Genomic DNA, 17,369 nt, shown 5'->3' with positions numbered 1-17,369 from the left:
GTGCTCAGGTTGTTGCGCAGCCACAAGGTATTGCGTCCAGGCTTCTTGCGCTTCCAGAAATCAAAGGCCCAGATGTCGTGCATATTGCTGATCACATAGGCAGTCAGGGAGCCGAAAGCGATTCTCGGCATCAAGCCAAATATGTGGGCCAGGGAAGCATGGCCGATATCAGAAACAGCCGGCTCGAAGAACAGTGCGACCTGCATCAGGATCGTCATGGTGAGCAGGCTGAAAAAACCGATCGCCACCGCTTTTGCCGACTCTTTCTTTCCGTAGAACTCACTGAGAATATCGGTTGCAAGGAAACCTGTGGCATAGACGATATTGCCAAGCGTGGCTTCCAATCCGAAAAGCATGACGTTTTTCGTAACCTGAATATTGGCAACGATGACGCTGATGGGCACCCAGATGTACAGACCCAGCTTTCCCCATTTTCGGAAAGCAAACATGATCAAGATGAAATTGCAGAGCAGCATTACAAACCAATAGAGTTCATTCATTTTCGATATCATCCTTGTTCACCTGCACCAGATTCAGTTCGGATGCCTCCAGGCCGAAATGCCTCACCACTTCCTCTACATGCACATCCCTGACAGCAGCAAGGATACTTACCTGTTTTCGGGCAAGAGCCTTGCGAAACGAAGGGGCCAAGCCACCGTCGTTCAACTCCAGCCTGCCGATTTCATCGAAGACCACCACATCGGATTTCCCCAGTGATTTCTCTATGAGTGCGTTCGCCCAGGCAAAACCTTCAGCATCGATGCTGAAGCGGCCTATGCGCTGCATCCCAAGCGACTGCGTTTCACAGAGGACAAGCCTGGACTCTGTACTGGACAGGTCTTTGAGTCTATACCAAGTTTTTTCAGGATTGGCAAGGGCGAGCACTCCGCCTACAGCAAGACCGTCCTGTTTCAGTGTTTCTATCAAGTGCACCAAGTACGTGGTCTTTCCCCCGTTCAGGGGAGCGACCACCAAGGTCAGCCTAGTTTGCACTCAAGAAGCCCTGCAGTACATCAAACGCTTTCATTGAGTCCTCCCGCTTGATGACAAAGGTGAGCTCATTCATCGTAGAGACGATTTCAATCACATTGATCTGCTCCCAGGCCAAATGCCTCACCGCCTCATAGACAATACCCGGTGTTTGGAGGAAATCACCGGTGAACACCAAGGAGAGGGCTACCAAGTCGTCCATCTGATGCAACACTTCCTCGTCCTTGGCGAGCTCGCCGACCAGAGATCGGTACTTCTCACTGACCGCCAACGATACTTCATGGCTGCCCAGGGTGATATTCAAAAAATCACCTTTCTCGGTGGAGATCTGTCCATACAGGACACCCAACTTGCTGATGAAACTGTCGCGGCGCACCAGATTGAGGTCGAAGATATTGGTCTTCATGACAATCCCGTACTCAACATTACCCACCTGTTTCTTGTAGCTGCCTTTGCGCAACTCTTCAGCATAGCGCCTGAGGGCCATCACGATGGCACTGGCTTTGACTTCCTTGCCGTAAGCTTTCTGAACCTCGTCCTGGATCGAGGATGCGTAATTGCTGAACGAGAGAATCCCATTGATCAACATCTCGTGGATAAAAGGAGATTTGTCCACAATCCGTTTTACACAACCGCTTACTGAATCAGCCATACTGCCTCCGTTATGTTATTATTATCACAAGATATAACTTTTTACAACAAATATAGCTGGAATTGTTGGAAAATTGCACAGCTGCACTACACCTCAGCGAAACACATCAAAACCTACATCTAGTGTAAAGCATTGATAATTGTATCGAAAATGGCGCCATAAAAACACTATTTTCTTGTGAAGCCCATGCACAGTGTGTATACTGGATGCACGAGGAGGAACCTGTATGCGATGCCCCCACTGCTCACAGATGGATGACAAGGTATTGGAATCGAGGCAGAATTCCAGCGGTTCAACGATTCGGCGCAGGCGCCAGTGCAATTCGTGCGGTTACCGCTTCACCAGTTATGAGAGGATCGAGGACAAGCCGCTGATGGTCATCAAACGTGACGGAAGACGGGAACCCTTCGATTTGAACAAATTGGGAAGAGGCATACGCTCTTGCACCGAGAAACTGAAAATCAGTGAGAATCAAATAGACACCCTGCTGCAAAACATCGAGGATGCCATCATGCTCAAGGTGGGAAGCAAACGGGAAATCGCCTCTTCAGATATCGGGGATGAAGCACTGAAGCAGCTGAGGGAAGTGGATTTGGTGGCATATGTCCGCTTTGCAGCCGTCTACAAGGCCTTCAACGACCTCGGCCAGTTCATTGCCGAAATCCAAAAGCTGGGCAAGGAACTCGCCTAGCGCACGTCAAACCATTTTCCGGTAAGCGAGTGCTCGATGCTGTCGTTCAAATGCTCCGGCTTGAGAATCTCGTTGGCACAATCGAGGCAGAAGTTGTCGCTCATGCCTCCGATATAGTCGAAGATCAGGCGGTCCAGGTTGCCGTCCTTTTGCAGGTAGGCATCCTTCATATCCATCAAATGATGATAGAACCCCATTGCAAGCATGTTCTTTTCCTGGGTGTACAGCTCCTCGTTGAACTCATAGGTGGCAAGCAGATACCCGAGATAGTCCAATATCAGGGTGAAAAGCCGGCTGAAATATCGCTCATACCCTTCCAGCATGGGGCTTTTGTAGATGTATTCATAGTTGAATGCAATCATCTTCTGGACTGCGGGGAACAACTCATCACTGAAACTGATACCATCCTCACTGTTTGAATGTTCGATGACATCAAATACCAGGGTATCGATAATCTGGGCGTTTCGGTTTCCAAGGAGCTTCTCCACATCCCAAGGAAGATCTCTCTTGGATATAAGCCCCAGTCTGCAGGCATCCTCAAAATCCCGACCCAGATACGCAATGGTGTCACAAAGCCGGACGACTGCGGCCTCATAGGTTGCCGGAAGCAGGCCTTTGCGTTCTTGCAAGGCATCCAAGTTTCTGACCTCAAAGGTCGGCTTGATGGATTTCACCAGTTTTTCACCGTTGTGGCAGGCAATACCATCACGCACTGCATAGGTCAGGTTGAGACCTTTGCCCTGGTTGGAGAGGAAATCGACGACCCTGAGGCTGTTTATCTCATGTTCGAATGGGCCGAAGCCCGCCTGCTGCATCTTGGAAGAGAGAATCTTCTCACCGGTATGACCGAAGGGGGTGTGGCCCAAGTCGTGGCCCATTCCAATCGCCCAGGCCAGTTCGGTATCGAGGCCCAGACCTCGGCAGATGGTGGATGCAATGGAGGCCACATGCAGGCAATGTTCCATGCGGGTGCAGATGTGGTCGTTGCTTGGAGCGAAGAAGACCTGGGTCTTGTGCTTCAGCCGCCTGAAGGCCGATGAGTGGATGATGGCGGTGGTATCGCGGTAGTAAGGACCACGAACATCCTCTTGTTTCTCGGTCTTTCGTTGTTTCAACAACTGCTCGGAGATTTGATTCTGCAATTTCATAGTTATTCCCCAAATCGTTGGCCTATGGTATCATAGGAAAAGACTCCTTGGATAGCGGAGGTTCCATGGCTGAATTATATGCACTTCCCTTGGTTTGCCTGCTCTTGAACTTTCTCGCCTTCACCGCCTGCCTGCGCTTTCTGTTTTCACGCCAAGGCTTGTACTGGATCGTCCCTCTCTTGTTGACCTTGTTCATCCTGTGGCCGAACGCACTCAATCTCTACCGGGTCGCCAGCGATCCAGGATCGATACCGCTGCCTTATACCTATTTCGACCTGCAACCGCTTCTGCTCTCCCTTTTCTGGTATGCAATGATTGTCACCTTCCACTTCGCCTTGAAAAAGACGGTTCACATCAATCACTATGAGGAGCAGGTGCGCAAGAACCTGCATGAAGCCCGGTACCAGATGGCTGTGGATACCTTGGTTCATCAGCAGAAGGAACGACGCAGGAAACAGTACTATACCAAGCAAGCAGCCGAGGTTCCTTCCATCGATGCCTATGACGAGCAGTGGATCGGCTTGTTCGACCAGCGATGAGTATGGACGGCCATCTTTTTTTCTGCGGGATCAAGCACAGCGGGAAATCCACGCTAGGACGTTTGTATGCGAAAGCAAACAATCTGGCTTGGGTTGATTTGGACGACCTGATACTGAGAGCCATTGCACCTTGCCTGAGCATACGAGCCTATTATAAGCAGGAGGGCCAAGCAGCCTTCCAGAACCAGGAAGTCATTTCGCTGAAGACTTTTCTCTCTTTGCAAACACAACGCACCGTGATAAGCCTTGGAGGCGGGGCCTCGGACAACAACGAGTTGCTCAGCCTTGCAAAAAGCCATGGGAAACTGATCTATTTGATGGTTGATGAAGAGGTGCTGCTTGGCAGGATTCTTCATGACGGAGTACCTCCCTTCTTGGATGAGAAAGACCCAAAAGGCTCATTTCACGCCCTGTATGCAAGAAGACACGCAATCTATGGAAACATCTGTGATGTTTTGGTACAATTACCAAATTATCCCGATATCCGCGATACAGCCAACTTCCTTGTGCAAACACTCAAGAGCGAGGTATGAAATGGGTCACAACAGCTTTGGAAATGCATTTACCGTCACCACGTTCGGCGAGTCTCACGGCCCTGCCCTCGGTGTCATCATCGACGGGGTGGAAAGCGGTTTCAAGATTGATATGCAGGCGCTGCAGGAACAGATGAACCGTCGTCGTCCGGGGGGAAATCCCTCCGGGACAAAGCGCAATGAAATCGATGAACTCTCCATTCTTTCGGGAGTGTATGAGGGCTATACCACCGGCACCCCGATTGCCATGATACTTTACAGCACCAACCAAAAATCAGCCGATTACGACCACCTGAAGGATGTTTTCCGTCCAGGACACGCCGACTGGACCTTCTACAAGAAGTATGGGATTCGCGATATCCGAGGTGGCGGCAGGTCCAGCGGAAGGGAGACCAGTGCACGGGTTGCTGCAGGGGCTTTAGCCATGCAGCTGCTTGCAAAACGGGGAATAACCATCCAGGCCGGGACGGTGCAAGTCGGCTCGATAGTTGCCCATAAACGGAATTGGGATGAGGCGGACAATGTCATGAACTGCCCCGACAAGGTTGCCGCCGTTCAGATGACAGCCCTGATCGAACAAGTGAGAGCAGAGAACGACAGCATCGGCGGCGTTATCGAGTGCAGGGTCAACGGCGTCCCCGCCGGGCTCGGCGAGCCGGTTTTCGGCAAGTTGCAGGCCCTGCTCAGCCATGCTGTGATGAGCATCGGGGCGGTGAAAGGAATCCAATTCGGTTCGGGTTTCGCCTGTGCTGCAATGCGGGGCAGCGAGTGCAACGACCAGAGAACCAGCGAAGGGTTTTTATCCAACCATGCAGGAGGGATTCTGGGCGGCATCTCCAGCGGGCAGGAAATCGTCCTGCAGGCAGCCATCAAACCCACTTCCTCGATCTCCAGGGCCCAGCAGACAGTCAACAAGAACAATGAGACAACAACCTTGGTGGTGGAGGGCAGACACGACCCCTGCATCTGTGCCCGGGCTGTGGTGGTGGTTGAGGCGATGGTGGCCATCACGCTGATCGACCTCTATTACACTGCGTTTGGAAGAACATGATGCAAGACACCCCCCTGATCGTACAAAGTGACAAGACCCTGCTGTTGGATGTCCATCACAAGGACAGTGAGGCCTGCCGTGCCGATTTGGTCCGCTTTTGTGAGTTGATCAAGAGCCCGGAACACATGCACACCTATGCACTCTCCCCCATTTCCTTGTGGAATGCGGCCTCCTCGGGTTTCGATGCGGATTCGGTTGTAGACAGGCTCAAGGCCTGGTCGAGGTTTCCCGTTCCCGAAAGCATCCTTTTCTACGTCAAGGACATTGCATCGAGATGGGGAAAAGTCCGCCTGGGCGAAAGCGACGACCCCCGCTATTATCGGTTGTCCGTGGATAGTCAGCGGATCAAGACCGAGCTGATGCAGCGCAAGGCCCTGTCCAAGCTGCTGGTGGTCAAGGATGAACACTCCTTTCTGCTGGAAACGTACGCACGGGGCGAGGTGAAACTGCAACTGATCAAAATCGGTTACCCGGTCGATGACAGGGTGCCGCTCGCCAAGGGGCCGGAAGTACCGATCGCCTTGAGGACTGAAACCCTCGGCGGCAAACCTTTTTCCGTCAGACCCTATCAGCAGATGGCTTCTGATGCCCTGCTTGGGGATCTGGGACCCGGTTGCGGCTTCGGCACCATAGTACTGCCCTGTGGTTCAGGCAAGACCGTGGTGGGCATGCAGATCATGCAACGGCTGTGCACCCGTACCTTGGTGGTAACCACCAATGTGGCGGCTGTGCACCAGTGGATGCAGGAAATTCAGGACAAGACCACGCTTGGCAGCGATCAAATCGGTGAATATACCGGCGAGCGCAAGGACCCAAGGGATGTGACGGTCTGCACCTATCAGGTGCTCACCTACCGCCCTGACAAGGAAGGGCCGTTCCCCCATCTGGAACTGCTGACCAAGGGCCGTTGGGGCCTGATCATCTACGATGAAGTGCATATGCTGCCCGCTCCTGTATTCAAGGTCACCGCCGAGCTGCAGGCAGTCTACCGCGTCGGTCTGACCGCCACCTTGGTGCGGGAGGACGGAAGGGAGGACGAGGTGTTCAGCCTCGTCGGTCCCAAACGCTTCGATGTACCATGGAACGAGTTGCAGCAGCAGGGTTTCATCGCCGAAGCATACTGCCATGAAATCCGCATCGACCTCCCCAAGGAGTTGGAGATTCCCTATGCACTGGCAACCAAGCGGGAAAAGTATCGCATGGCCAGCGAGAATCCACTGAAGCTGGAGGTGGTGAAGGATTTGGTCAGCCGGCATCCGGATGATTTCATCCTGATCATAGGCCAGTATCTGGACCAGCTGAAACAGATTGCTGATGCATTCGGACTTCCCATCATCACCGGCAGCACCCCGAATGCCAAGCGTGAGGAACTGTACAAGGCCTTCAAGGAAGGTGATTGCAGGATTCTGGTTGTCAGCAAGGTGGCCAATTTCGCCATCGATCTGCCCGATGCTTCGGTCGCCATCCAGGTCTCCGGCACCTTTGGGAGCCGAAGCGAGGAGGCTCAGCGCTTGGGAAGAATCCTCAGGCCGAAAAACCGATCGAGTTTCTTCTACTCGGTGGTGACCCGTTACTCCAATGAGGAGGAGTTTGCCTCCAACCGCCAAAAATTCCTTGCCGAGCAGGGATATTCTTATGAGATAGAGGTATGGACCAATTGACCGATCAGGCACAACAGCTATTCATGAAAATGCTGGGCCGCTACAACGAGGACACGTATTTCTATTTGGTGCGTAATTACCTCGGGGTGGTGACCACGCCGTTCCATAAACCCCAGCTGACGGCAAAACTCTGCCAATTCTTCAGCCAGAAGACACACCAGGACCGCATGCTGGAACTTCTGGACGAGCTCGATTTGGTGATCCTCAGCCTGCTTGCAGTCACCGGTCCCCTTCCATCGGAAGGTGTGATGGATCTGCTCAAAGGCTCGTACAGCTATGGTACGGTTCTCAGGCGGGTGGCCAATCTGCAGGAGCGCTTGGTCCTTCTCACCGATGAGGGCAAACTCGTATTCAATCCCCTGCTTGCTGAAGAACTGGCGTCGCGGTGCAGCCTCAGGCCCCTGTTCGGTGAACACGGGCAACAGGTTTCCACCGCCCCGTATTGCAGCACCGAATTTTTGCGGGCCTACCTGTCGCTGGTCGCCAAAGAGTCCAAGGCTGTATTTCGTGAAGAGTACCTGAAAGTGTTCCCAAGCTTCGAACTGCAACCGTTGCAGCAGATGTTCACCGCACTCACCCAGGTACTGACACAGAATCTGATTCTCACAGGAGAGAAAAAAGTATCGATCGACTACGACAGGGCCAGGATGTTGCTGCAATTGAACGATCATCAGCTCATATGTTTGTTGTTGTGCTCGCAGATGAACACGTTCAGGGGAGAAAGCAGCTTCGCTTTTTGCTCCGACCTGCTCTCTTACCTCAACGCTCTTGCGCAAATCGACACCTCCTCGCTGAAACTCTTGATCCGCTCGCTCTCACTCAAGCACGGCATCGCCTATGACAGTGAGGTGCTGACTCATCTGTCGACTTGGGGTGTCATCACCCTCGACGGGGTGTGGAAGGTCGCCGATATCGAGCTTGAACAGCAATCCAATGCACTTTTGATAGACAGCGACCAGACGATCAGCTATCTGGGGAACCGCCTGATGGACGATATCCTCTATCGATTCACCTTCATCGAGGTGCTTGACCGCCAAAAACGGTACCGCCTGACCAAGGAGAGTTTTCTCCGGGGTTTGGATTCAGGTCTCAGCTATCGGGAAATCGAGCAGTATCTGCAAGAGAACAGCAGTACAGCAATGCACTCCTTGCTGCTCAAGCAGCTTGGCATGCTCAATGAGCGGTATCAAGCCATCACCGTGTATGACGCACTGCTGTTGAGCTGTGATGAGAGGACCGCCCATGTCGTCCAAAACCTTCCGGCCCTTGCCGAGCACCGATACAAGAGCATCAGCCCTACCCTGTTTCTGATGCGACGCGATACCGAGGAGACATGGCGGCAGATCCTGGCCTCTGCGGGGTTGCTTATCGGTGCTACCAGGTCGTACGAGAAAATCGAGGTACTAAAACAGAAAGAACCGGTCTCGCTCTCCCTTCTTGTACAACAGGCACTGCGATGCCACCGCTGTACAACACTCAAAGTGGATGGCGATAAGATTCAGATGATAACCGATGAATCCCTGCAGAGGGAAATCGAGTCATCCCCGTTCACCCAAGCACAAAAACAGGATTTGCTGCACCGATTCCACGCAAAAATGATTCTTTCGTCAAGCCAGGTTGTAGCCCAGGCGATCAATACCACTATTGAAGCAGGCGGCTTTGACTACCAAGGCAAGGTCAGTCTGGTCCGGCAGGCGGTCGGTCGCAAGGATGTAGCATTGCAATTGCAGCTGACCGATCAGGAATTGGTCGTTCAGGCCCTCGAGGTGGCCTACACGGTCGAGCGGGAAGCCCTGCTGAAAGCAGCGGTCATGCCGACCATGGAAGTGAAGATCCTTCCCATCAGCAAAATCTTTCTCATACAGCTGGTTCGATTTCATGTCTCGTGAATCAGATGTCAGCCTGGATCCAGTGGGGATAGTGATACCCGGTGAAGGCTTCAAACTGCAGTTTACCTTGCTCCATCAGCATCTGTGAGCCTCCGATGATTGTACACCCTGCTTCCATGGCACGCTTCAAGAAACGTGTCAGTCTGGGATTGTAGACCAGATCATAGGCGATTTCCTTTCCGGTGAAGCTGAAGGAGGGAATACTTTCCTCATCGCTCAGATTTCCCATGCCGACACAGGTTGTCTGCACAACCAACTCAGGGATTCCGTTGTACAGATGGGCGTTTTCCAAGGTATCGAATGAGCTCATCGTCTCTGATGCAAGCGTTTGGGCATGCTCGAGACTGCGGTTCAGGATGGTGACCTTCACTCCATGATTGTGAAGCGCCCACACCACCGCCCTAGCGGCTCCTCCGGCCCCTACGACCAAGGCATTCTTGATTTCGCCCTTGCCTAGCGGTTCGGAAATCGGGGCCAAGAAGCCGTAGTAATCGGTATTGATGCCCTTCCACATGTTCTGGATGCGTACCACTGTGTTGCAGGAACCGATCTGTTTCACCTCGCGGGTGATTCTTCCCAGGTACGGCTGCACGCTGCGTTTGTGCGGGACCGTCACGGAGAACCCATGGATCTGCAACATTTCTGCGAGCTTGAAGAACGCCCGGACGGAATCGACCAGGAAGGGGACATAGACTGCGTTGTACCGGATGGCTTCGAAACCGGGATTATGGATTTTCGGGCTGGCCGTATGATAGACGGGGTTGCCGATGATGCCGAATATATGGGTCTTCTCGTCAAGTTTGTCAGCACGATAGAGTTCACTCATCGTTTGGGCGCCGAGGTGACCGGGCGCGGCTTGGCCATCGGAGCAGAAACTGAGCAAAGATCCGCACTTTTTGTACAATATGCGGGTGCAGATGCCGTAATCGCCCATGCCGATGACAATTTTTTCCTTGAGGTTGCCCAACTCCTGCTCCACACGGAACAGCGTGATTACATCCATCATGCTTTGCGGTGTGACAGCAACCTTGGGGATATCGCCTTTTGCTGCCAGCTTGCTGATCCTTGCATAGATATCGGCAGGAACGCACTCAAAGTTGTGATACGAACGGATGATTTTTACCGAACGCTGCCTCAGGCTCTGCTCAAGGTCCACTTTCTGCTCGAAGAGCGGGTCCTTGAACTTCAAATCGGCTTTCTTGACGTCCTCTTCAATATCGACATAGGCAAAATCGCCTTTTGCAGCCTCATACAGCAGTTGCAGCCGCTGTTTCTCCCCCAGGGTGCAGGCACCTCCATCAGAGCTGCGCCTGAGCGTCAGGATCACCGGCAGGTCTACGGTGGAAGGAAAAGAAGAGGCGATTTTTTGTTCATCCGGGTGCAGGTAATCGAGACGGAGCTCTGCAAGGGAGATCCATTTGCGGTTGCGTTCAACTAATGCCCGGTTCTCCTCCAAGGTTGAGCCGGTAAGTGTAAGGCAAAGCACTGAAGACCTCCTGAGTTGGGGTGGATTGTCACCGAATACACGCTTGTGTTAAGGTAATCATAACGTCATTCAACGGGCTTTTCAACACCCGTTTGGAGAAAGGGGAACGAGCGTGGCAACCTTGCAGGTACAACGGGTTCAATTGGCTTTTGCCGATCGGGATATCCTAAGTGATATCTCCTTCACCTTATCGGATAAAAGCCGCAGTGCACTTGCCGGAGGCAATGGGAGCGGCAAGTCCACCCTGCTGAAGGTGATCAGCGGCCACATGAGTGCGGATGACTTTGCATATTCGGCCACCAAGGGCATGAGGATCAGCTATCTTCCGCAAAGCGACATCGTCTTTGAGGAAGGCACCGTATACGAGGAAGTCGAGAAGGCCTATGCCCGTTTTGATGAGATGTTGGAGCAGTTGCATGAGCTGGAAACAAACCTTGCCCGGGCGGGCGAGGAAGACAAGACCGAGTCGCTCCTGATTCGGGTGCATGAGATTCAGGAAACCCTGCTCAATGAAGGATACTACGGCCGCAAGGAGTCCATCCAGCAGGTCCTGTTCGGACTGGGTTTCTCGAACAAGGATATGGACCGCCCCTCCAAGGAGTTCTCCGGCGGGTGGCAGATGAGAATCGCCCTGGCCAAGATCCTGGTGGAGAATCCCACGATCATGCTGCTGGACGAGCCGACCAACTATCTCGATATCGAGGCTCGTTACTGGCTGAAAAACTATTTGAAAGTTTTTGATGGCGGCGTGATGATTGTAAGCCATGACCAAGGCTTTCTCGACGAAACGGTCAATGAAGTCTATGAGCTCTTCCAAGGCAGACTGCATCGCTACAGCGGCAATTACACCCAGTATGTCAAGCAACGGGAGCTGGAAATCGCCCAACTGGAAGCCGCCTACAAGGTGCAGCAGGAACAGCTTGAGAAAACCGAGCAGTTCATAGAAAAGTTCCGGTACAAGGCGACCAAGAGCAAGCAGGTGCAGAGCCGCATCAAAATGCTTGAAAAACTCGATATCGTTGAAGTGCCGTCGCACCTGAAGCAACTCTCCTTCAGCTTTCCTCCTGCTCCGCACAGCCCAAACGATGTGCTGATCATCGAGCATCTTGGCAAGCGTTATTCCACCCGGGAGATTTTTTCCGACTTCTCCCTGTTGGTCAACAAAGGGGAGAGGCTTGCCGTCACGGGCAAGAACGGCAGTGGCAAATCCACGCTGCTAAGGATCATCAGCGGACAGGATTCCGATTTCAGCGGAATCGTACGGCTTGGCAGCAACGTAACAATCGGCTACTTCGCCCAGGATACGGAGAAAACCCTCAATCCTGATAATTCAGTTCTCCAGGAGGTCTCCAGCATAGCGGCAACCGCCGACCTGCCAAAACTGCGCAACTATCTTGGCTCGTTTCTTTTCAGCGGGGATGATGTATTCAAGCCGGTGTCGGTGCTCAGCGGCGGGGAGCGGAGCAGGCTCGCCTTGCTCAAAATCCTGCTGCATCCGGTGAACCTGCTCATTCTCGACGAACCGACCAACCACTTGGACATAAACGCCAAGGAGATGTTGCTCAAAGCCCTCAAACAGTACGATGGCACCATGGTGTTCGTCAGCCACGATTCCTATTTCATTGAACATATAGCTACCAAGATTCTCTACCTTACCGAAGACAAGCCACCCGAAGTGTTTGATGGTGATTATGAGTACTTCATCTACAAGCTGGAACAGAAGGAGAAAGTCGAGAGCCACAAAAAAAGTTCGGCGGTGAGCAGTGGCGAACCTTCTGCAGCAAAAGCCGCCCTCTCCTTCAAGGAAGCAAACCGGAAAAAGAATAGGCTCACTACGCTGCGCAGGCAGAGTGATGAGCTGTTGAAGGCTCATGAATTGCTTATGGAAAAAATCCAGCACACGGAACAGCAAATGGCTTTGGTTGAAAACTACAGCAATGCTGAAAAGATAACCGCACTGGTCCAACAAAAGGAGCATCTGCATATGGCATTGGAACAGCAGGAGGAATCCTGGCTCTCCTTGACGATGGAAATAGAGGAATTGGAGGAAGAACTTGCCTGAATTGAGTCACATGCTGCCCCGCCTCATCCTTGCCAGCCAATCGGTGGCACGCAAGGCACTGCTCCAGGAGCTGGGAATCGAGGTTGCAACCTGTCCCACCCATAGCGATGAGACATTCGACATGTCAGATCCGGCTGACGTGGTGGCCATGCTTGCCCGACGCAAGCTGCAGGCTTATCGGAAAGAGCACCCTTCCTATACCCTTCCGGTGCTTTGCTGCGACACCCTCATATGGTTCGAGGGCAAGCTCATCGGCAAGCCTGTTGACCAGATGGATGCAAAGAACCAGCTTCAGAGTTTCAGCGGAAAGGCCCAGCATGTCTACTCAGGGTGGGCGTTGTGGTATGAAAATCAGGAGTTCTGTGATGCGGATCGGGCCTTGGTTTGGTTCAAGGACCTGGATGAGCCGGTACTTGAAGCATATCTAGAAACGCGGGAGTGGGAAGGAGCTGCAGGCTCCTACCGCATCCAGGGGCTGGGAAAGCACTTGGTTGACCGAATCGATGGAGACAGGGGGACGGTCATCGGCTTGCCGGTGGAACAGTTGAAAAGAATTCTGGAAGAAAAGACTTCACCCTGACAGCTATGGGTTCCCTGATACTTGTCATACTTTTTGTTTTCTGAAATACTAGGCAGTACCGGTTTGTGTATACAAAACGGAATCTCCGCCCCCAGGGGTGAGTAAGAGTAGAAGGGTGACGCACAGTCAAGACCTGTCCCGTTGGGAGAGGTGTGTCGTCAGACAGGAGGATTATGTCCGTAGTTACCATGAAGAGCCTGCTCGAGTCAGGCGTGCATTTCGGCCACCAGACCAAGCGGTGGAACCCCAAGATGGCCCGTTTCATTTTCAGTCAGAGAAATGGAATCCACATCATCGACCTGCAGAAGACCTCTGCCTGCATCGTTGAAGCCTATGATGCTGTTCGTGCAGTCGTAAAGCAGGGCAAGACGGTCCTGTTCGTTGGAACCAAGAAGCAGGCCCAGCAGGCTATTGAAGCAGAAGCCAAGAGATGCGGCATGCCGTACATCAACAATCGCTGGCTCGGTGGTATGTTGACCAACTTCAGCACCATCAAGAAATCCATTGCAACGCTGAAGAAGATTGAGAAGATGGAAATCGACGGGACCTTCGATTCCCTTACCAAGAAGGAAGTCTCCCTGCTTACCAAGCAGAAAATCAAGCTGGAGAAGAACCTTGGCGGCATCAAGGATATGAAGGATCTGCCCGGAGCCCTCTTCATCATCGACACCAAGAAAGAAGCCATCGCTGTAGCCGAGGCAAAACGTTTGGGAATTCCTGTCATTGCCGTCGTTGACACCAACTGCGACCCCACCGATATCACCTACCCCATCCCCGGCAACGATGACGCAATTCGTGCCATCAGCCTTTTTGTTGAGATCATCGCCAACGCAGTAGTTGACGCCGACAATGAAGCCGGCATCCAGATCATCGAGACTCTGGGCAACGAAGACGAGAGTGAAGAAGTCGTCAACAAGGACAAGGAAGAAGAAGCCATCGTCTTTTCCACCGATGAGAATGCAGACTTCTCCAAGTTCGAGGAGAAGGCTGTAGAGAAGAAGGATGAGGATGAGGATGAGGGCGAAGAAGAGGACCTTCTCGTTGATGAAGAGACCTTGTACAAAGACTAAGGAGAACAAGCATGGCAATTACCGCTGATGAAGTAAAGAAACTGCGCGACCTTACCGGTGCAGGCATGATGGATTGCAAGAAGGCATTGACTCAGGCCAACGGCGATTTCGCTGTTGCTGAAAGACTCCTCAAGGAAATGGGGCTTGCTGCAATTGCAAAGCGCCAGGATCGTGCAACCGACAACGGCCGTATATTCGTAAAGGTGCAGAAAGACAAGGCTGTTATGGCTGAACTTTCCTGTGAAACCGACTTTGTTGCCACCAATGAGCAGTTCGCCGAGCTTGGCAACAAGATTTGTGATGTCGCACTCGCCAAGGGATATAAGCAGATCAACGACGAGTTGACCGGCATGGTCAATGACCTTATCGCCATCATCAAGGAGAACATGGCTCTGAAAAACCTGTGTTTCTTCGAGCTTGGACCGAATGAGTATGCTTCCAGCTACATCCATGGAAATGGTTCCTTGGGAGTATTGGTCATGTTCAAGGCGGACAAGGCTGAGTTGTTCGAGAACGAGTTGGTCAAGGAATTCGCCAACGATTGTGCCCTGCACGTCGCTGCCTTCACCCCCGCGTATCTCAGCACCTCCACCGTTGATGAATCATATATCAAGGAGCAGACTGAGATTTTCACTGTTCAGGCGGCAAAACTCGACAAGCCCGCCAAGGTATTGGAAGGCATTGTCAAGGGCAAGCTGAGCAAGCATCTCTCAGAAATCTGCTTTCTCCAACAGCCGTTCGTAAAGGACGACTCCATGAGTGTTGAGAAGAAGGCTGCTGAAGTTGCAAAGAGTGCGGGCGGCAAGCTCGAAATTGTCAACTTCTCCTTCCTTCGCGCCGGCGTCGCTTCCTGCAGTAACTAACTGCAATCGTTTAATGCCCACCGCTCACCCCTGTGAGCGGTAGTTTTATTGGAGATATCTATGCAACAGGTACTTGATACGTGCGAAAACAAGATGCTTAAGAGTCTTGAGAGTCTTTCCAAGGATTTTTCCAGTCTGAGAACCGGAAGAGCTTCGGCATCCCTTCTGGACAAGATTCGTGTCGACTACTATGGATCGGAGACACCCATCAACCAAGTCGCAACTGTCAGCGTGCCGGAGGCCAGGATGATTGTCATCCAGCCTTGGGACAAGAGCGTATTGAGCGCTATCGAAAAGGCAATCCTGAAAAGCGACCTCGGACTCCCTCCGAACAACGACGGCAAGCTGATCCGTCTCAACTTCCCCCCTTTGAATGAAGAGAGGCGCAAGCAACTGGTCAAGAGCGCAAAGGCTACTGCGGAACAGAGCAGGGTTGCGATGCGCAACATCAGGCGGGAGGCCATGGATGAACTGAAGAAACTGCAGAAAAGCGGGGCAATCAGCGAGGACGAGCTCAAGGACGCCGAGAGCAAGATTCAGAAGATGACCGATTCCTACATCGCCCAGATCAACTCCCTCTCTGATGAGAAGGAGAAGGAAATCATGGAGATCTAGGATGGAAGAGAAACCCGTTGTCCCTGTCCACCTTGGCATTATCATGGATGGAAACGGCCGATGGGCGAAGAAGCGATCGCTTCCTCGCACCGCCGGACATGCTGAAGGCTTGAAAGCCCTCAAACGAGTGATATGCGAGGCGGCACAACAGGGCATCGGGTATGTCACCTTCTATACCTTCTCTACTGAAAATTGGAAACGAAGCGAGCAGGAAGTGCAGTACTTGATGCATCTCTTCGTTTCGAAGATTCATGGTGAACTGGCATTCTACAACAAACATGGGATTCGCATCCTTGCCAGGGGCGATCTCAAGGCATTGCCTGATGATGTGCAAACGGCCATTGAAAAAACTGTCTTGGAAACAAGAAACAACTCCACCATTACCGCTATCATAGCGATCAACTATGGAGGAAGGGATGAAATCTGCAGGGCCGTGAACAAATTCCTCAAGCAGAACCCAGGAAAAAGCATTACCGAGGCTGCCATAGCTGATAATTTGGACTTGCCTCAGGTACCGCCTGTCGATATGATAGTGAGAAGTGCAAACGAAAAGAGACTGAGTAATTTTCTCTTGTGGGACAGTGCATATGCTGAGCTTGCTTTCTATGAAAAATATTGGCCTGACTGGAACGAGGATGATATTCATAAAGTCTGCCAGGATTATAGCCAGCGAGTAAGAAAATTTGGGGGAGTAGAATGACATCAATGGCGAAGAGGGTGCTTACCACCATAGTTACGCTTCCTACCTTGTTCTGCATAATTTTTTTCCTCCCCCACAACTCCTATCTCGCTCTCTCGATCCTTGCCATGGCCGCTGCAAGCTGGGGGGCGAAAGAGCTGAAGGATCTTTATCAAAAAAGCGAGAACGTAAAGGTTCATCTTCCTTCCTATGTAATCGGTTTGCTGCCGTTCGCCCAGTGGCTTGAGATAGCGTATTATCCCAACCTTCCATTGGTCGACTTGGCTGTCGTACTCATGGCTTTGGGCCTTTTCTCCAACGAATTATTCTATGGGGTCGGGGATGCATTTGCGAAATCTCTCTCCCGTATTGCAGGGCAAAGCCTGCTTTTGCTCTACCCCGGCCTTCTGATTACGTTCATCCAACGAATTTCCACGCTCGCCTACCCCACCCAATCGTTTTTGCTCTTTTTCTTGCTTGTCTTCGGCAATGACATCTTTGCCTTCATCTTCGGTATGTCATTCGGCAGGGCCAATAAGGGATTTGTCAAGGTAAGCCCAAACAAGAGCATTGCAGGATTTGTCGGCGGGACGGCAACTACAATCCTGCTTTCAGTTCTTTTCTGTTTCTTTGTTCCAGGCATCAAGGAACAGGTATCCCTGATCCAGGCGATCATCCTAGGCTTGGCAACCAGTACGGCTGCCAATATCGGTGATTTGATTGAGAGCGCCTTCAAGCGTTCTGCTCACATGAAGGACAGTGGAAACCTGATCCCCGGCCGCGGCGGCCTTTTGGACTCCATCGATTCGATGTTGGCAAGCGCCCCTGTTTTTTGGATCTTGCTCTCGCTCTTCTAGGAG

General features: G+C 52.2%; 18 protein-coding genes. 13 read left to right on the top strand and 5 right to left on the bottom strand.

What is annotated here, in order from left to right; all coding sequences use genetic code 11:
- The 3 genes from B3F49_RS05415 to B3F49_RS05405 form a co-directional block, all read right to left on the bottom strand.
- On the bottom strand, nt 1–500 hold a 500-nt coding region (locus B3F49_RS05415; RefSeq protein WP_293909515.1), incomplete at its 3' end, for a queuosine precursor transporter.
- Nucleotides 493–993 (bottom strand): nucleoside-triphosphatase, encoded by a 501-nt coding sequence (locus tag B3F49_RS05410; RefSeq protein WP_293895305.1) that lies wholly within the window; start codon nt 991–993, stop codon nt 493–495. The genes B3F49_RS05410 and B3F49_RS05415, both read right to left, overlap by 8 nt.
- Nucleotides 983–1,642 (bottom strand): hypothetical protein, encoded by a 660-nt coding sequence (locus B3F49_RS05405; protein ID WP_293909511.1) that lies wholly within the window; start codon nt 1,640–1,642, stop codon nt 983–985. The genes B3F49_RS05410 and B3F49_RS05405 overlap by 11 nt, the downstream gene beginning before the upstream one ends.
- A 226-nt stretch (nt 1,643–1,868) precedes the next feature.
- On the opposite strand from B3F49_RS05405, the gene nrdR reads away from it, so the two are divergent.
- Complete coding sequence (nrdR, locus tag B3F49_RS05400) at nt 1,869–2,333, top strand: transcriptional regulator NrdR (protein ID WP_293895299.1); 465 nt, start codon at nt 1,869–1,871, stop codon at nt 2,331–2,333.
- On the opposite strand, the gene B3F49_RS05395 is transcribed toward nrdR, so the two are convergent.
- Complete coding sequence (locus tag B3F49_RS05395; protein ID WP_293895211.1) at nt 2,330–3,481, bottom strand: deoxyguanosinetriphosphate triphosphohydrolase family protein; 1,152 nt, start codon at nt 3,479–3,481, stop codon at nt 2,330–2,332. The two genes, nrdR and B3F49_RS05395, sit on opposite strands and share 4 nt — an antisense overlap.
- A 65-nt stretch (nt 3,482–3,546) precedes the next feature.
- Here B3F49_RS05395 and B3F49_RS05390 point away from each other — a divergent pair, with 65 nt between their 5' ends.
- Genes B3F49_RS05390 through B3F49_RS05370 form a run of 5 tightly spaced genes read left to right on the top strand, consistent with a single transcriptional unit; the run spans nt 3,547 to nt 9,154 of the window.
- Nucleotides 3,547–4,020: a hypothetical protein gene (locus B3F49_RS05390; protein ID WP_293895214.1), complete on the top strand. Its 474-nt coding sequence runs from the start codon at nt 3,547–3,549 to the stop codon at nt 4,018–4,020.
- Nucleotides 4,021–4,022: 2 nt separating this feature from the next.
- Nucleotides 4,023–4,553, top strand: a complete 531-nt coding sequence (locus B3F49_RS05385; protein ID WP_293895216.1) for a shikimate kinase — start codon at nt 4,023–4,025, stop codon at nt 4,551–4,553.
- A gap of 1 nt (nt 4,554) precedes the next feature.
- The gene (gene aroC, locus B3F49_RS05380) at nt 4,555–5,604 is read left to right on the top strand and encodes a chorismate synthase (protein WP_293895219.1); all 1,050 of its coding nucleotides are present in this window, start codon (nt 4,555–4,557) and stop codon (nt 5,602–5,604) included.
- Entirely contained in the window at nt 5,604–7,265 is a 1,662-nt protein-coding gene (locus B3F49_RS05375) for a DNA repair helicase XPB (protein WP_293895295.1), read from the top strand. Before aroC ends, B3F49_RS05375 begins: the two co-directional genes overlap by 1 nt.
- Nucleotides 7,253–9,154, top strand: coding sequence for a hypothetical protein (locus B3F49_RS05370; protein WP_293909508.1), 1,902 nt, complete (start codon nt 7,253–7,255; stop codon nt 9,152–9,154). The genes B3F49_RS05375 and B3F49_RS05370 overlap by 13 nt, the downstream gene beginning before the upstream one ends.
- 1 nt (nt 9,155) lies before the next feature.
- Here B3F49_RS05370 and B3F49_RS05365 read toward each other — a convergent pair whose 3' ends face one another.
- Nucleotides 9,156–10,640, bottom strand: coding sequence for a type I 3-dehydroquinate dehydratase (locus tag B3F49_RS05365; RefSeq protein ID WP_293909505.1), 1,485 nt, complete (start codon nt 10,638–10,640; stop codon nt 9,156–9,158).
- 112 nt (nt 10,641–10,752) lie between these two features.
- Here B3F49_RS05365 and B3F49_RS05360 point away from each other — a divergent pair, with 112 nt between their 5' ends.
- From B3F49_RS05360 to B3F49_RS05330, 7 genes are all read left to right on the top strand, one after another.
- On the top strand, nt 10,753–12,702 hold the full coding sequence (locus tag B3F49_RS05360; protein WP_293909502.1) for an ABC-F family ATP-binding cassette domain-containing protein: 1,950 nt from the start codon (nt 10,753–10,755) through the stop codon (nt 12,700–12,702).
- Nucleotides 12,695–13,282 carry a Maf family protein gene (locus tag B3F49_RS05355; RefSeq protein ID WP_293909500.1) on the top strand — a complete coding sequence of 196 codons (588 nt, stop codon included), beginning with the start codon at nt 12,695–12,697 and terminating at the stop codon, nt 13,280–13,282. Before B3F49_RS05360 ends, B3F49_RS05355 begins: the two co-directional genes overlap by 8 nt.
- Nucleotides 13,283–13,455: 173 nt before the next feature.
- The gene (gene rpsB / locus B3F49_RS05350) at nt 13,456–14,352 is read left to right on the top strand and encodes a 30S ribosomal protein S2 (RefSeq protein ID WP_293909498.1); all 897 of its coding nucleotides are present in this window, start codon (nt 13,456–13,458) and stop codon (nt 14,350–14,352) included.
- Nucleotides 14,353–14,363: 11 nt separating this feature from the next.
- Nucleotides 14,364–15,215 carry a translation elongation factor Ts gene (tsf, locus tag B3F49_RS05345; RefSeq protein ID WP_293895237.1) on the top strand — a complete coding sequence of 284 codons (852 nt, stop codon included), beginning with the start codon at nt 14,364–14,366 and terminating at the stop codon, nt 15,213–15,215.
- A gap of 60 nt (nt 15,216–15,275) precedes the next feature.
- Nucleotides 15,276–15,830 carry a ribosome recycling factor gene (gene frr, locus B3F49_RS05340; RefSeq protein WP_293909496.1) on the top strand — a complete coding sequence of 185 codons (555 nt, stop codon included), beginning with the start codon at nt 15,276–15,278 and terminating at the stop codon, nt 15,828–15,830.
- A gap of 1 nt (nt 15,831) precedes the next feature.
- Entirely contained in the window at nt 15,832–16,530 is a 699-nt protein-coding gene (gene uppS / locus B3F49_RS05335) for a polyprenyl diphosphate synthase (RefSeq protein WP_293909494.1), read from the top strand.
- 5 nt (nt 16,531–16,535) lie between these two features.
- Nucleotides 16,536–17,366 carry a phosphatidate cytidylyltransferase gene (locus B3F49_RS05330; protein ID WP_293909492.1) on the top strand — a complete coding sequence of 277 codons (831 nt, stop codon included), beginning with the start codon at nt 16,536–16,538 and terminating at the stop codon, nt 17,364–17,366.
- Nucleotides 17,367–17,369: the final 3 nt, after the last annotated feature.

The sequence above is a fragment of the Sphaerochaeta sp. UBA5836 genome, from assembly GCF_002432845.1.
Taxonomy (GTDB): domain Bacteria; phylum Spirochaetota; class Spirochaetia; order Sphaerochaetales; family Sphaerochaetaceae; genus Sphaerochaeta.
Note: the sequence above shows the minus strand (reverse complement) of the source record. Positions and strands in the feature narration are given on the sequence as shown.

Excerpts from the sequence above, each read along its gene's own strand:
- B3F49_RS05405 (WP_293909511.1), bottom strand. The coding sequence starts at position 1,642 with ATGGCTGATTCAGTAAGCGGTTGTGTAAAACGGATTGTGGACAAATCT.
- nrdR (WP_293895299.1), top strand. The coding sequence starts at position 1,869 with ATGCGATGCCCCCACTGCTCACAGATGGATGACAAGGTATTGGAATCG.
- B3F49_RS05395 (WP_293895211.1), bottom strand. The coding sequence starts at position 3,481 with ATGAAATTGCAGAATCAAATCTCCGAGCAGTTGTTGAAACAACGAAAG.
- B3F49_RS05390 (WP_293895214.1), top strand. The coding sequence starts at position 3,547 with ATGGCTGAATTATATGCACTTCCCTTGGTTTGCCTGCTCTTGAACTTT.
- B3F49_RS05385 (WP_293895216.1), top strand. The coding sequence starts at position 4,023 with ATGGACGGCCATCTTTTTTTCTGCGGGATCAAGCACAGCGGGAAATCC.
- aroC (WP_293895219.1), top strand. The coding sequence starts at position 4,555 with ATGGGTCACAACAGCTTTGGAAATGCATTTACCGTCACCACGTTCGGC.
- B3F49_RS05375 (WP_293895295.1), top strand. The coding sequence starts at position 5,604 with ATGCAAGACACCCCCCTGATCGTACAAAGTGACAAGACCCTGCTGTTG.
- B3F49_RS05370 (WP_293909508.1), top strand. The coding sequence starts at position 7,253 with ATGGACCAATTGACCGATCAGGCACAACAGCTATTCATGAAAATGCTG.
- rpsB (WP_293909498.1), top strand. The coding sequence starts at position 13,456 with ATGTCCGTAGTTACCATGAAGAGCCTGCTCGAGTCAGGCGTGCATTTC.
- tsf (WP_293895237.1), top strand. The coding sequence starts at position 14,364 with ATGGCAATTACCGCTGATGAAGTAAAGAAACTGCGCGACCTTACCGGT.
- frr (WP_293909496.1), top strand. The coding sequence starts at position 15,276 with ATGCAACAGGTACTTGATACGTGCGAAAACAAGATGCTTAAGAGTCTT.
- uppS (WP_293909494.1), top strand. The coding sequence starts at position 15,832 with ATGGAAGAGAAACCCGTTGTCCCTGTCCACCTTGGCATTATCATGGAT.
- B3F49_RS05330 (WP_293909492.1), top strand. The coding sequence starts at position 16,536 with ATGGCGAAGAGGGTGCTTACCACCATAGTTACGCTTCCTACCTTGTTC.